Annotated in this window: 13 protein-coding genes and 1 pseudogene; 8 read left to right on the plus strand and 6 right to left on the minus strand. The window is 71.2% G+C overall.

Translation table 11 applies throughout. The features are described from left to right. Nucleotides 1-17: 17 nt before the first annotated feature. Genes G6038_RS22480 through glnT form a run of 4 tightly spaced genes read right to left on the minus strand, consistent with a single transcriptional unit; the run spans nucleotide 18 to nucleotide 4,471 of the window. Complete coding sequence (locus tag G6038_RS22480) at nucleotides 18-1,343, minus strand: FMN-binding glutamate synthase family protein (RefSeq protein ID WP_165039969.1); 1,326 nt, start codon at nucleotides 1,341-1,343, stop codon at nucleotides 18-20. 34 nt (nucleotides 1,344-1,377) lie between these two features. Continuing rightward, complete coding sequence (locus tag G6038_RS22485; protein ID WP_165039970.1) at nucleotides 1,378-2,163, minus strand: protein glxC; 786 nt, start codon at nucleotides 2,161-2,163, stop codon at nucleotides 1,378-1,380. Next, nucleotides 2,151-3,038, minus strand: a complete 888-nt coding sequence (locus tag G6038_RS22490) for a glutamine amidotransferase (protein WP_165039971.1) — start codon at nucleotides 3,036-3,038, stop codon at nucleotides 2,151-2,153. The genes G6038_RS22485 and G6038_RS22490 overlap by 13 nt, the downstream gene beginning before the upstream one ends. 56 nt (nucleotides 3,039-3,094) lie before the next feature. After that, nucleotides 3,095-4,471: a type III glutamate--ammonia ligase gene (gene glnT / locus G6038_RS22495; RefSeq protein ID WP_165039972.1), complete on the minus strand. Its 1,377-nt coding sequence runs from the start codon at nucleotides 4,469-4,471 to the stop codon at nucleotides 3,095-3,097. A 303-nt stretch (nucleotides 4,472-4,774) separates the two neighbouring features. Here glnT and G6038_RS22500 point away from each other — a divergent pair, with 303 nt between their 5' ends. From G6038_RS22500 to G6038_RS22535, 8 genes are all read left to right on the plus strand, one after another. Next, nucleotides 4,775-5,152: an ethanolamine utilization protein gene (locus G6038_RS22500; protein WP_165039973.1), complete on the plus strand. Its 378-nt coding sequence runs from the start codon at nucleotides 4,775-4,777 to the stop codon at nucleotides 5,150-5,152. A gap of 10 nt (nucleotides 5,153-5,162) precedes the next feature. Further along, entirely contained in the window at nucleotides 5,163-5,675 is a 513-nt protein-coding gene (locus G6038_RS22505; RefSeq protein ID WP_206025469.1) for a 50S ribosomal protein L32, read from the plus strand. Beyond that, nucleotides 5,675-6,670: a PDR/VanB family oxidoreductase gene (locus G6038_RS22510; protein WP_165039974.1), complete on the plus strand. Its 996-nt coding sequence runs from the start codon at nucleotides 5,675-5,677 to the stop codon at nucleotides 6,668-6,670. The genes G6038_RS22505 and G6038_RS22510 overlap by 1 nt, the downstream gene beginning before the upstream one ends. Continuing rightward, on the plus strand, nucleotides 6,667-7,674 hold the full coding sequence (locus tag G6038_RS22515) for a DUF3445 domain-containing protein (protein ID WP_165039975.1): 1,008 nt from the start codon (nucleotides 6,667-6,669) through the stop codon (nucleotides 7,672-7,674). The genes G6038_RS22510 and G6038_RS22515 overlap by 4 nt, the downstream gene beginning before the upstream one ends. After that, nucleotides 7,671-8,147, plus strand: coding sequence for a dimethylamine monooxygenase subunit DmmA family protein (locus G6038_RS32160; protein WP_165039976.1), 477 nt, complete (start codon nucleotides 7,671-7,673; stop codon nucleotides 8,145-8,147). The genes G6038_RS22515 and G6038_RS32160 overlap by 4 nt, the downstream gene beginning before the upstream one ends. A gap of 24 nt (nucleotides 8,148-8,171) precedes the next feature. Beyond that, entirely contained in the window at nucleotides 8,172-9,179 is a 1,008-nt protein-coding gene (locus tag G6038_RS22525) for a DUF3445 domain-containing protein (protein ID WP_165039977.1), read from the plus strand. Between the two features lie 70 nt (nucleotides 9,180-9,249). Continuing rightward, nucleotides 9,250-10,410 (plus strand): lycopene cyclase family protein, encoded by a 1,161-nt coding sequence (locus G6038_RS22530; protein ID WP_165039978.1) that lies wholly within the window; start codon nucleotides 9,250-9,252, stop codon nucleotides 10,408-10,410. A gap of 426 nt (nucleotides 10,411-10,836) precedes the next feature. After that, complete coding sequence (locus tag G6038_RS22535; RefSeq protein WP_044476011.1) at nucleotides 10,837-11,076, plus strand: WhiB family transcriptional regulator; 240 nt, start codon at nucleotides 10,837-10,839, stop codon at nucleotides 11,074-11,076. A gap of 41 nt (nucleotides 11,077-11,117) precedes the next feature. On the opposite strand, the gene G6038_RS22540 is transcribed toward G6038_RS22535, so the two are convergent. Both G6038_RS22540 and G6038_RS22545 read right to left on the minus strand, forming a co-directional pair. Continuing rightward, on the minus strand, nucleotides 11,118-13,136 hold the full coding sequence (locus G6038_RS22540; RefSeq protein WP_165039979.1) for a SpoIIE family protein phosphatase: 2,019 nt from the start codon (nucleotides 13,134-13,136) through the stop codon (nucleotides 11,118-11,120). Nucleotides 13,137-13,233: 97 nt separating this feature from the next. Continuing rightward, nucleotides 13,234-13,440: pseudogene (locus G6038_RS22545) on the minus strand (FAD-dependent oxidoreductase); the annotation flags it as partial.

Here is a 13,440-nt window from a genome sequence, read left to right on the forward strand (position 1 = left end):
TGGAAGGCGGGAGCGGCTCAGAAACCGTGGCCGGGAACCCAGTTGGTGCCGGCCAGTGGCACCCGTGCCATGGCGGCCGACTCGATGGTCAGGGCCACGAGGTCCTGCGGCTCGAGGTTGCGCAGGTGCGACTTGCCGCAGGCGCGCGCGATGGTCTGGGCCTCCATGGTGAGCACGCGCAGGTAGTTCGCGAGGCGGCGGCCGCCCTCGACCGGATCGAACCGGGCCTGCAGGTCCGGATCCTGCGTGGTGATGCCGGCGGGGTCCTTGCCGTCCTGGAAGTCGTCGTAGAACCCGGCGGCCGAGCCGAGCTTCTCGTACTCCGCCTGGTATCGGGGGTTGTTGTCGCCCAACGCGATCAGCGCCGCGGTGCCGATGGCGACGGCGTCCGCGCCGAGGGCCATGGCCTTGGCAACGTCGGCGCCGGACCGGATGCCGCCGGAGACGACGAGCTGCACGCCACCGGGGGTGCGGTGCATCCCCATCTCCTGCAGCGCCTGCACGGCCTGGGGGATCGCGGCGAGCGTGGGAATGCCGACGTGCTCGATGAACACGTCCTGCGTGGCGGCCGTGCCACCCTGCATGCCGTCGACCACGACGACGTCGGCACCGGCCTTCACGGCGAGCTTGACGTCGTAGTAGGTGCGGGTCGCGCCGACCTTGACGTAGATCGGCTTCTCCCACCCGGTGATCTCGCGCAGTTCGATGATCTTGACGGCGAGGTCGTCCGGGCCGGTCCAGTCGGGGTGCCGGCACGCGCTGCGCTGGTCGATACCGACGGGCAGGGTGCGCATTCCGGCGACGCGCTCGGTGATCTTCTGCCCGAGCAGCATGCCGCCGCCGCCGGGCTTGGCGCCCTGGCCGAGGACGACCTCGATCGCGTCGGCCTTGCGCAGGTCGTCGGGGTTCATCCCGTAGCGCGACGGCAGGTACTGGTAGACGAGGTGCTTGGACTGGCCGCGTTCCTCCGGCGTCATGCCGCCGTCGCCGGTGGTGGTGGACGTGCCGACCTCGCTCGCGCCGCGCCCGAGAGCCTCCTTCGCCCGCCCGGACAGCGCCCCGAAGCTCATGCCGGCGATGGTGACCGGGATGTCGAGGTGCAGCGGGTACTTCGCGTGCCGGTCGCCGAGGACCACGTCGGTCTCGCACTTCTCGCGGTAACCCTCGAGCGGGTATCGCGACATCGACGCGCCGAGGAACAGCAGGTCGTCGAAGTGCGGGAGTTTGCGCTTGGCGCCCCATCCGCGGATGTCGTAGATGCCGGTCTCGGCGGCACGCTGGATCTCGTGGATGACGTTGCGGTCGAAGGTGGCCGACTCACGAAGTCCGGGCTGGAAGGTCATGGGAGTCTCCTGGGATGCGGGGCGGGCGGTGCGATCAGTACGCCGAGGCGTTGTCGACGTGGAAGTGGTAGAGCCCGCGGGCGGAGCCGTAGCGGGTGAACTCGGCGGGGTCGGCGTCGAAGCCGGCGGCCCGGAGGAGTTCGCGCAGTTCCTCGAGGTGCTCGGGCCGCATCTCCTTCTTGACGCAGTCCGCACCGAGCGAGGCGACGGTGCCGCGCACGTAGATGCGCGTCTCGTACAACGAATCTCCGAGGGCCTCGCCGGCGTCGCCGAGGACGACGAGCCGTCCGGCCTGTCCCATGAAGGCGCTCATGTGGCCGATGCTGCCGCCGACGACGATGTCGACGCCCTTCATGGAGATGCCGCAGCGGGCGGCGGCGTTGCCCTCGATCACCAGCAGCCCGCCGTGGGCAGTGGCGCCGGCGGACTGGGAGGCGTCTCCGATGACACGCACGGTGCCCGACATCATGTTCTCGGCGACCCCGACCCCGGCGTTGCCCGCGACGGTGACGGTCGCATGCTTGTTCATTCCGGCGGCGTAGTAGCCGACGTGGCCTTCGATGCGCACGTCGATCGGCCGGTCGAGCCCGCACGCGAGGGCGTGCTTGCCCTGGGGATTGGTCACGGTCACCGCGGCCGGGGCCTCGGTGGCCTGCAGCGCGGCGTTCAGTTCGCGCGTGGTGGTGACGTCCAGGTCGTACGTCGCGGTGGCGGGGAGCGTGTCGGTGGGCAGGGTCTCGGTGCGCAGCGTCTCGGTGGTCATGGTCGTCTCCGGCGTCGAAGAGATGGGGGAAGCGTCGGTGCTGGTCAGCGGTGCCATACGTAGACCCGCTCCGGCTCGGGCTCGAAGATGTGGGCCTCCGCGATGCCGGGCAGGCCGGCGAGGGCCCGGAACTCGGAGGCCATCGCGACGTACGCGTCGGTCTCGGCGACGATCGCGGGCTTGCAGGCGATCGGGTCGCGCACGACGGCGAACGAGTCGGACGTCGACACGAGCAGGGTGTAGAACCCGTCGAAGCGCTCCCCGAGCAGGCGCAGGGCCTTCTCCAGGTCGGCGCCCTCGGCGAGGTGCTTGGCGACGAACCGCGCCCCGACCTCGGTGTCGTTCTCGCTGTCGAATGCCACACCCTCGGCCTCGAGCTCCCGCTTGACCGACAGGTGGTTGGAGAACGAGCCGTTGTGCACCAGGCACTGGTCCGGGCCGACGGCGAACGGGTGCGAGCCGGCGGCGGTGACGGCCGATTCGGTGGCCATGCGGGTGTGGCCGACGCCCTGCCAGCCGGAGGCGGCCGGGATCCCGAAGCGCTCGGCCAGCGCCACCGGATCGCCCATGCCCTTGAGGACGGTCACGTCGTCACCGAAGCCGATGAGCGTGGCGCCGGGATCGACGGCGCGGACGGTGTCGGCGAGCAACTGCGCCGGGACCGGCGCGTGGAGCACGGTGGTGGGGGCCAGGTCGATCGCGGTCACGGTCACGCCGAGTGCGGCACCGGCGGTGGCGGTCACGTCCGGGGCGGCGCCGAGCAGGGACATCGACGCGTGGCCGGCGGGGGAGAAGGTGGGGTCGCCGTAGAGGGCGACCCCGGCCGAATCCGGTCCCCGGTCGACCATCTGGCCGAGCATGCCGGTCAGCAGGCCACCCAGCCGGGGGGCGAGGGAGGCGTCACGCAGGTGAAGCCCGACGATTCCGCACATGGGTCGTCTCTCCTTTACAGGTCGTCGTTCGCGGTGGCCCGTTCGGACCGAACGGGTCAGAAGGCGGTCAGGTAGCTGTCGATCTCCCACGAGGTCACGGTGTTGTGCCAGTGGAAGAACTCCTCCCGCTTGAGGGAGGCGAAGTACTCGGCGACGCCCGGGCCGGCGGCGTCGAGGGCACCGGTGACGACGGGGTCGGCGGTGAGGGCGTCCATCGCGTGCAGGAGGGTCATCGGCAGGGTCTCCGGATTCGGGGTGCCGCCGGGCACGCCGGGATCGAGCTTGCGATCGATGCCGTCGAGGCCCGCCGCGACGGTCGCGGCGGCGGCGAGGTACGGGTTGGCCGAGCCGTCCCCGCCGCGCAGCTCGACGCGGTTGCCGTCCGGAACGCGCAGGTAGTGGGTGCGGTCGTTGCCGCCGTAGGTGGCGTGCCGCGGCGACCACGTCGCGCCGGAGCTGGTCGCGGTGGCGCCGGTCCGCTTGTAGGAGTTGACGGTCGGGGCGATCACGCCCTGCAGGGCGCAGGCATGGTCGAGGATGCCGGCGATGAACGCGTAGGCGGTCTGGGACAGGCCGAGACTGCGCGGGTCGTCGGCGTCGGGGAAGGCGGAGCCGTCCTCCCGCCACAGCGACAGGTGCATGTGCATGCCCGAGCCGGTGCGGTCGGCGAACGGCTTGGGCATGAAGGTCGCGGTCATGCCGCGCTGCTCGGCGAGCACCGAGATCAGGTAGCGCAGGGTGACGACGCGGTCGGCGGTGGTCATCGCGTCGGCGTACTGGAAGTTCTGCTCGAACTGCCCGTTGCCGTCCTCGTGGTCGTTGGCGTAGTTGCCCCAGCCGAGGGAGTTCATCGCCGCGGAGATCGAGGTCAGGTGCTCGTACATGCGGGTGACGTCGCGGGCGTCGTAGCAGGGCTGCCGGGAGGTGTCGAGCACGTCGGCGGTGCGCAGGGTCCCGTCCTCGTCGCGCTGGACGAGGAAGTACTCGATCTCCGCGCCGACCTTGACGGACAGGCCCCGTTCGGCCGCCTTGCCGAGGACCTCCTTCAGGATCACCCGCGGGGCGTAGGGCCAGGGCTTGCCCTCGACGTGGGGATCGCAGTGCACCAGCGCAAGGCCCGGGCGGACGAAGGGGATCGGCGTGAAGGAGGTGGGATCCGGGATGGCGACGAGGTCGGGATCCTTGGGGACCTGACCCATGGCTCCGGCGGCGTAGCCCGCGAAGCCGACCCCGTCGGACTGCAGCTCCTCGACCGCCTCGACCGGGACGAGCTTGGCGCAGGGCTTGCCGGCGAGGTTGGTGAACACCGCGAGGATGAAGCGGGTGTCGGTGGCGCGGGCGAGTGCGGCGAGATCGGCGGAGCCGGCGGCATCGGCGGGGGCGTCCGTGGAGGGCAGACGCATCACGGGGAGGTCGGTGGCTTCGAGCGTCATGGGGACTCCTGGGGTTCGGCTGCGAAGTTTCATAAGGTGAATCGCTGTCGAATGCAATGAAACATAGCATGCATGACGGGCGTGTTACGCCGCCGTGAGTTTGTGGTGACGGTCCGGCACGGCCCTCGCCTCCCGGCGGAGAAACGAATGTTCCTGACGTTGAGAGGATTCGGTTACACGCGTTAACGCGCCGGCAACCCGTCGGGTCGTTTCATCTCATTACTGTCTGTTTCACGTCAGCGATCGACGTTCCGTTCTCCCCACACACGGCCGGTGCAGCCGGCCTCGTTCCTAGGAGCACCCATGGCAGAGACGACCACCGTTCCCGCATTCCGCGTCACCGCCGACTTCTGGAAGAGCCTGCCCCGGATGTCCACCGAGGAATTCCCGGGCACCGAGGGCTACATCGACGACGTCTATCCCAACCCCGCGGGTTCGGAGATGGCCGCGGGCTACTTCAAGCTCGGGCACACCGACGCCCCGCTGGACTACCTGTACGAGTACGACGAGATGAAGGTCGTCCTCGAGGGGGAATTCCGCCTGGAGAACCTGGACACCGGCCAGGTCGAGATCGCCCGCGCCAAGGACGCGATCTTCTTCCCCAAGGGCTCGCGGATCCGCTTCACCACCCCCGACGGCGCCCTGGCGTTCTACGTCGGCCAGCGCACGTTCGCACCGTAAGGATCCGGTCATGAGCGTCTGTGTGGAGACGACCAGCGTGCCGCGCTGGGACGAGGAGCGGACCGTGGCCGCGGGCGGCAGGACCGTCACCGTCCTGTCGTTCGGCGACGCCGCCACCGACCACGCCCGCCGCCTGGTGACCTCCTTCGAAGGCCGGCGAGTGAGCTGGCTACGGGCGCCTGCCACCTGGGGCGACGCGGCCGCGGAGGTGCTGCAGCGCCAGCTCTCCGCGGCCCGCGTCGGCTGGCGGCTCGTGCTGGTGGGCGACGAGGCCGCCGTCCTCGCCGCCCGGGCCGTGGCCGTCGCCGCGGGGGCGCTCGACGACGAGATCCTGCCCGAGGTGCTGACCACGGACACGCGCACGGTGTACTGCGCCCACTGCCGGCACACCCACGACGCCACCGCCGCGATCGGACAGACCAGCACGTGCCCCGCGTGTTCGGCGGAACTCGTCGTGTACCACCACGTTTCGCGCCACCACGGCGCATATCTCGGCTACCAGCTCGACGCGGAGGAAAGCTGATGACCCTCGTATCCGATGCCGGCGCGGCCGTGCGGCGCAGCGACGCGACCCTGACCCTCACCGTCGCCGAGGTGGCCACCGTCGCCACCGGAGTGCGGCACGTGCGGTTCGTCGACCCCGCCGGTGCGCCGCTGCCGTCGTTCACTCCGGGCAGCCACGTCGTGCTCTCCTGCGGCGTCCACGACGACGGCCGGCCCCGCCGCAACTCCTACTCCCTGACCGGTCCGGAGCTCGAGCCGCAGAGCTACTCGATCTCCGTGCGGCTCGACGAGACCGGCCGGGGCGGCTCCCGCTGGATCCACGGTCTCGAGGTCGGCGACGTCGTGGAGGTCAGCAGGCCCCGAAGTGCCTTCGCGCCGGTCCTCACCGCGCGTCACCACATGCTCGTGGCCGGCGGTATCGGCGTCACACCCATCCTCTCGCACGCCCGCGCCGCCGCTCAGTGGGGCCGCTCCTTCGAGGTCCACTACACCTTCCGTGAGGGCGACGGCCCGCACCTCGGCGAGTTGCGCGAACTGTGCGGCGACCGCCTGCACACCTACCACACCCCCGAGGAGTTCTGGGCCGCACTCGGCCCGGCCCTGCTCGATCAGCCGCTCGGCACCCACCTGTACGTGTGCGGGCCCTCCGGTCTCATCGACGAACTCACCCGTCGCGCCCGTGGCGCGGGCTGGCCGGACGCCCGCATCCACTACGAGCACTTCGGTGTCGGCGACCTCGAGCCCGGAACCCCGTTCACCGCGTATCTGCGCCGCACCGGGGTCGACATCGCCGTGAATTCCGGCGTGAGCCTGCTCGAAGCGCTCGAGGCGCGCGGGGTACCGGTTCCCAATCTGTGCCGGCAGGGGGTGTGCGGCGAATGCCGGATCCCGGTGGCCGACGGCGCGATCGAGCACCGCGACCTGTACCTGACCGACGCGGAGAAGCACGCCGGCGACTGCATGATGCCGTGCGTCTCCCGCGCCGGCGGCGAGCGATTGGAGCTGGACCTGTGACTGCCACAACCGAATTCGAGGTGCTCCCGGACCGCGTCGCGCGGTTCCCGTTCCCCTTCCCGCGGGACACCTACCGGTACAGCACCAACGTCGAGCCGGCCGGGACCCGCGCGGACACGGCGGCCGGCGGCTGGGGCGAGCACCCGGTCGACATGGACGGCTTCCTCCTCGACGAGCTCGCCGAGCGACGGCGCGTGCTCGACGCCGACCCGAGCCGCTTCCAGGCGCTCGGGCACATGGTGGTCGCGCAGTGGGACGCGATGCTCACCCTCATGAAGATGCTGGCCGAGGCGTACCCGCAGACGTTCGCGCTCGACCGCGACGGCACCGTCTGGCGGTGGAACAACCTCGCCCTCGACCTCGAGCAGGCGTTCGTCTACGGGCAGTCCGCCACCCTGCCCGAGCCGCCGCTGCTGTACATCGGCCGACAGATCCAGGAGGACGTCGTGCTGCTCGACCAGCGCGACGGCGCCCTGTGGGGCGACGCGGGCCTGGTGACGTTCGCGGCGGACTGGTCGCTGCGCTTCGACGTCGGGATGAGCTTCCTGCAGATCCACGGTCCCGTGCCCCGCATCCACGCCGAAGGGGTGATCACCCGCGCCCAGTCGTTCCTCATGGGACTGCACGCCGGGCAACGGTATCGGCGCACCAACTGGACCCTCACCGTGGACCGTCGGCTCGACACGGCCACCGAGACGTATCCCGAATGGGGACGCGATCGGCGCCTGCTCGCCGAGGGGCCCCTCGAGGACGTCGGCCGTCGCCTGCACCTGCGGGTCGAGGTGCAGCACCTGATCCGGCTCGGCGCGTCCGGCGCGATCATGTTCCTCATCCGCACCTACCTGCTGCCCTTCGAGGAGATCGCGCTGGTGCCGGAATGGGCCGACCGGCTCTACCGGGTGCTCGAGGAACTGCCCGAGGACATGGCCGACTACAAGGGCCTCGCGCGCACCCGCGAACCCGGTCTGAAGTGGTTGCGCGAGTTCGGAGGTGTGCGACCGTGAAGAACTCGGGATTCGTCACCGGTGCGGTGCCCCCGATCGATCCGGGCGGGCGCATCCACCTGCTGTTCAGCGTCGGCGACTGCGCCGACGCGCGGGCCGCGGTGACGGCCTGGGCGGCGCAGGCGCTCGCCCTCGGCCGCGTCGCGACCACGGTGCCGAACGCGCGCGCGGACGACGTGTCGCGGTTCGTGCGCGCGGCCCGCGCCGGTGCCCGCGTGCTGATCGCCGGGCCGCGGCGTGAGGCGATGGCCGCGACGGCTGCGGCACGCAGCGCCGGCGTGCTGCCGTGCGAGATGACCACCTACGTCACCGCCGCCGACGGAGTGGCGCTGTTCTGTCCGCACTGCGCCACCACCCGGTCCGTCGACGCCGCTCCCGGGGCGGTCGTCGCCTGCGGTTCGTGTGGCCTGGACCTCGAGATCCGTCCTCATCTGTCGGGACATCACGGCACCTATCTCGGCGCCGTGGCCTGACCCGCCATCCGGAAAGGAACCTTCGTGACCACCTCCCTCGCCAGCGACCTGTCCTGCCTGCCGTGGCCGTTCCCCGAGGGCGACAGGACGTTCCGTTACGCCGTGAACGTCGAACCGGCGCCGCGCCGCACCGAGACCGCCGCCGGGGCCTGGGGCGAGCACATCGTCGACCTGGGCAAGAGCCACGAGGAGTACATCGAGATGATGCGGTTGCGCCGCTCGATCGTCGAGGCCGACCCCGGGCGCGTGCAGATGCTGCCGCACATGACGCCGGCGTGCTGGGACCTGATGCTCTACTACATGCGCGACATGGCGGCCTCGTTTCCCGGCCTCATGCACCTCGACGTCGAGAACGGCGGGTATCGCTGGCGCAACGACCTTCTCGGAATCGATCAGTGGTTCGTGCCCGGTGACACGGGAACCCTGCCGGAACATCCGCTGGTGTTCATCGGGTGTCAGCTGCCCGACGACGTGCTGCTGGTGACCGAGCGCGACGGGCACCTGTGGTTCGACGCGGCGCTGGTCACGTCGTCCGCCGACTGGTCCGTCAAGTTCGACATCGGCATGAGCCTGCACGAGATCCACCGGCCCGTTCCCGGCCTGACCCCGAGCGGGGTGACCGACCGCGCCGAGCAGTTCATGCGGCGCCTCACCACCGAGCGGCCGTACCGGCGGGTGAACTGGACCTTCTCCGCGGTCGGCTCGCGGCGCCGGGACACCAGCCTCGAGACGATGCCCGAGTGGATGGACGACATGCCGCGGCTGATCGCCGAACGCGACTGGGGCCGCATCCAGCTGCGCATCGAACTCGAGCACCTGATCCGCCTGCCGATGACCGGGGCGCTGGTGTTCAACATCCGCACCTACATGGCACCGCTCGAGGAGATCGCGCAGGTCCCGGCGTGGGCCGAGCAGCTCGCCGCCATCGTCGAGGAACTGCCCGCCGAGATCGCCGCATACAAGGGCATCGACTCCTACCGCATGCCGGCGATGGCCTGGCTGCGCGAGCGGACGCGCGCCCGGGCCGCGTAGTGGCGCACCGGGTTCACCGGTGGCCGGTACGGTGACGGAGGGAGGGACTCCGGCGAGGGGAGGGGCGAGCGTGCGAGCGTGGAGCGGACCGGTCGACGGCGGCATCGCCGTCCTGGGTGCGGGCCTGAGCGGACTGTCGCTGGCGGCCCATCTCGCCGCCGTCCCGGCGCGACCCGGTCCGGTGGTGCTCGTCGACGATGGCGCCCGCGACATCCGCGACGCCGGCTGGGCGTTCTGGTCCCGCCGGTCCGGGCTGCTCGACGCGGCCGTCTCCGCGCGGTTCGCCCGGATCCGGGTCCATGCGGGTGGACGGGCCCGCACGCTCGGCCTCGGCCGGTACCGGTACTGCGTCGTCCGCGGAGCCGACCTGGCGGCGGTGGTCGACGAGGCCACGGACGGAGTCGACGACATCGGGCTCCGCACCGGCCGGGTGACGCAGGTGCACGACGGGTCCCGCCCGCGCGTCGCCCTGTCCGACGGCACGGAGCTGCACCCCGAGTGGGTCTTCGACGGCCGGGGCCCCGACGCCGACGACCCGGGGACCAGCCCCGATGCCTGGCTGGATTTCCGCGGGTGGCGGATCCGCACCGAAGCTCCCCGGTTCGATCCCGAACTCCCCACCCTGTTCGACTTCCGCACCGATCAGCGCCGGGCGGCGTCCTTCGTGTACGTGCTGCCTACCGATGCCCGGCACGCCCTCGTCGAGCACACGAGTTTCGCGCACCCCGACGACGGGCCCGTCGGCACCGCCGCCCACGACGAGGCGCTCCGGGAGTACCTGGCGGCCGTGCTCGGGGTGGGCGAGGACACCTACGTCGTGGAGGCGGAAGAGTCCGCGCGGCTGCCGTTGGCGTCGCGGCCGCCCGCGCGGCGCAGCGGCAACATCGTGCGCATCGGCGCCGCGGGCGGAATGCTCAAGAGCAGCAGCGGATATGCGTACCAGCGGATCCAGCGCGACAGTGCGGCGATCGCGCAGTCGCTCGCCCGGCACGGGCATCCCTTCGACGTGCGGCCTGCCCCGTCCCGGTTCGCCCGGTACGACCAGGGGCTGCTGCGGGCCGTCGTCGAGCGGCCCGCGGTGCTCGAGCGTGCCTTCGCGGGCCTGTTCGACCGGTCCTCCGCGGAGCCGATCCTGCGCTTCCTCGACGAGGAGTCGACGTGGCGCGACGAGGCGGCGCTGTTCGCGTCGCTGCCCGCCACCCCGCTGCTCAGGGCGATGGCCGGCCGCTGACCGTCCCCGGGGTGCCGGGAGTACCTCGACGTGGGTGTGGTCCTGGTCACCGCGGCGGCGGTGCTGGTGCCCGCGACGGTCGCCCCTCGCCCGGGACGACGCGGCCGCGCCGCCCCTCGACCAGGCTGTATGCCGTCCGGGGGAACAGTCCGGCCGGCGGCGCCGCCCACGGTCACGCGGAGCTTCGACAAATCTCACTTTTTGTTGGCATGAATTCCGGTGGCGTGGGGTACTCCCCGGTCCATGAGATCGACGAACCGAGGACCGGCCCTGAGCGGCGGTCCCGGCGCGTGGATCGAAGTGAGCGAAAGGTCGCAGACTTTCGTCAGGTCCGCTCGCACTGTGTGCGAGCCTGCTGTCAAGGAGAGCCCCGTGCCATTGTCACCTCACCCGCTCCGGCCGACCGTCGATGTCTGGAACTGGCAGATGCAGGGCTTGTGCCGCGGCGTCGACTCGTCGGTGTTCTTCTCGCCCGACGGCGAACGGGGCCGAGCGCGGTACCAGCGAGAGTCGAAGGCCAAGGAGATGTGCCACCGGTGCCCGGTCATCGAGCAGTGCCGCGAGCACGCGCTCACCATGGGCGAACCCTACGGGGTGTGGGGCGGGATGTCGGTCTCCGAGCGGGAGAAGTACGTGCAGTCCCGGAGACGGAAGATCGCGAGCTGAGCCGGATTTCGCCCGGCACCGACCCACCGTCGGTGCCGGGTTCACGTCTCCGGATCCCCTGACGGCTCCCGGATGCCGCCGGCGTCGGGTTCGGCCCGCCCGTGGAGCCCGACCAGGCTGAGCACGTGGTGGGCGGTGGTGCCGGGCGGCGCCACCAACGTGACGGTGGTGTGCTGCTTGGCCGCACGGTCGCGGGCCGTCGAGAGCAGCGAGACCCCGGCGGAGCCGAGGTTGGTGACTTCACTCAGATCCACTGTCACCGACAGTGTTCCGCTGCGGGATACCGCGTCGAGGCGTCCCTTGAGGATGGGCGCGGTGTCGATGTCGATGTCCCCCCGCACCGCGAGCCGACCGGGTTCGGTTTCGGCGACGTCGAATTCGGGCGAGACGTCGGGACGGCCGACGATCGCGCCCTCCATGAACTCGGTGACGACGCGGGCGCTGCGGGTGAGGCGGAACATGACCGTCGCGGTCGTGCCTGTGTCGTCGCTGTCGACGACGAGGTCGTCGGCGAAGAGCCGGACCATCGTCAGCCCGCGGCCGCGGCCGCGGCTGCTCGGCGACCGAGGAGGCCCCGGGATTGTCTCGGGGGTCTTCCAGCGGCCCCGGTCCCGCACGCGGACCCGGAGGCAGCCGTCGCCGTCGAGCGTTCCGTCGATCTCGACCGGGGCATGCTCGGCGTCGGCGCCGGAATAGGCGTGCTCGACGACGTTGGCCACGAGTTCGGAGACCGCGTGCTCGACGGCCACAGTTCCCGCATGGTCGGCACCGATCCGCACGAGCCATCGCCGCAACGACGTCCGTGCCAGCTTCGGGGCCCCCCGGTCGGCGTGGAGGCGAAGCTGCAGGGGCTCCCGCATTGCCGTGCGCTGAGCCGCGACGATGGTCACGTCGTCGTTGTATCCGGTTTCCCGGAGCAGGAATTCGAGGATCTCCGCACACACCCGATCCACCGTCCGGGCGCGCGTGTCCGGGATCGGGAACGATCGGCCGGCCACGCTCAGGGCCGCCCGCTCCGCGAGTTCGGCGGTGCTCGCCGGCGGTGGCCGGCCGGGGCGCTCGATCAAACCGTCGGTGTAGAGCAGCACGACGTCGCCGGCGGCGAGGGTATCGGTGGCGACGGGGAACGTCGAGCCGGTGCCGATCGGCGTCGCGCCCGAGGGCGGCAGGTATCGAGCCGGTCCGGCCGGGCTCGCCACCAGCGGCGGGGGGTGCCCGGCCGTGCAGTAACGGACCCGGCCGGTGGCGGTGTCGAGGACGAGGACACAGACCGTCGCGGTGCGGGCGCCGGGGACGTGCGCCGAGAAGGCGTCGAGGGTGGACAGTGCGGCGGCGACGTCTGCGCCCGCGAGGATCTGCTGGCGCAGCACCGCGCGGAGCTGCCCCATCACGGCTGCGGCCGCGACGCCGTGCCCCACGACGTCCCCGGTGATCAATGCGAGTGTGCCGTCCGGCAGTGCGAGTGCGTCGAACCAGTCGCCGCCGGCGGCCGTGTCCTCCGCGGCGACCAGGTAGGCGGCCGCCACCTCGGCCCCCGGCAGGACCGGGACGGACGGCGCCAGCAATGCCTGCTGGATCACCGTCACCGCCTCGCGGGCCTGCTCGTACTTGTCCGACATCAGCTGGGCCCGTGCCTCGGCGACGTGCCGGGCCAGGACACTCTCGGTCACGTCGGAGGCGAAGAAGAGCAGCCCTGCGACGCCACGGTCGGGGTCGTGGCGAGGAGCGATGGTGAAGTCGAAGTAGCGCTCCCGGACCACGCCGCTACCGTCGGTATCGATCTGCAGGCGCCACTCCTTGGCGGTCTCGGCGACGCCGGTCGCCGCCACCCGGTCGAGCAGCTCGAAGAACTGCTGGCCCTCGAGTTCCGGTACGACCTCACGCACCGGCCGGCCGAGCAGATCGTCCCGTCCGAGCAGCGCACGGTAGGCGGCATTGGTCGCGACGTACACGTGATCGGGTCCCTGCCACGCGCCGAGGGCGAACGGCAGCGCCTCGAACACGCGGAGAACCGTGTCCGGCTCTCCCGTAGCCGAGAACAGGTCGTCCCCTTCCGGCATGCCGTGTACCTTCTCCGGTTCCCGCGGTGAAGCGTCACCTTCAGTTCTATACCCCGCCCGGGCTTCGGTACAGCGGCATGCCGGCCGGCCCGGTGCGTCAGCGCATCTCCCCGGCTCCGACGTACGGATTGAGGCTGGCGAGCGGTTTGCCCTCGGCGAAACGGGAGTAGCGGAAGTCGGCGCCGTCGACGGCGGCGTCGCTGCTGATGCCGTCGAGCAGGAGGTCGGCGGCGAGACGGCCCACGGCCGGGGAGATCTTGTAGCCGTGGCCGCTGAAGCCCACGAGCAGGAACAGCCCCGGGGC

This window comes from Rhodococcus sp. 14C212 (genome assembly GCF_011058195.1).
Taxonomy (GTDB): domain Bacteria; phylum Actinomycetota; class Actinomycetes; order Mycobacteriales; family Mycobacteriaceae; genus Rhodococcus; species Rhodococcus aetherivorans.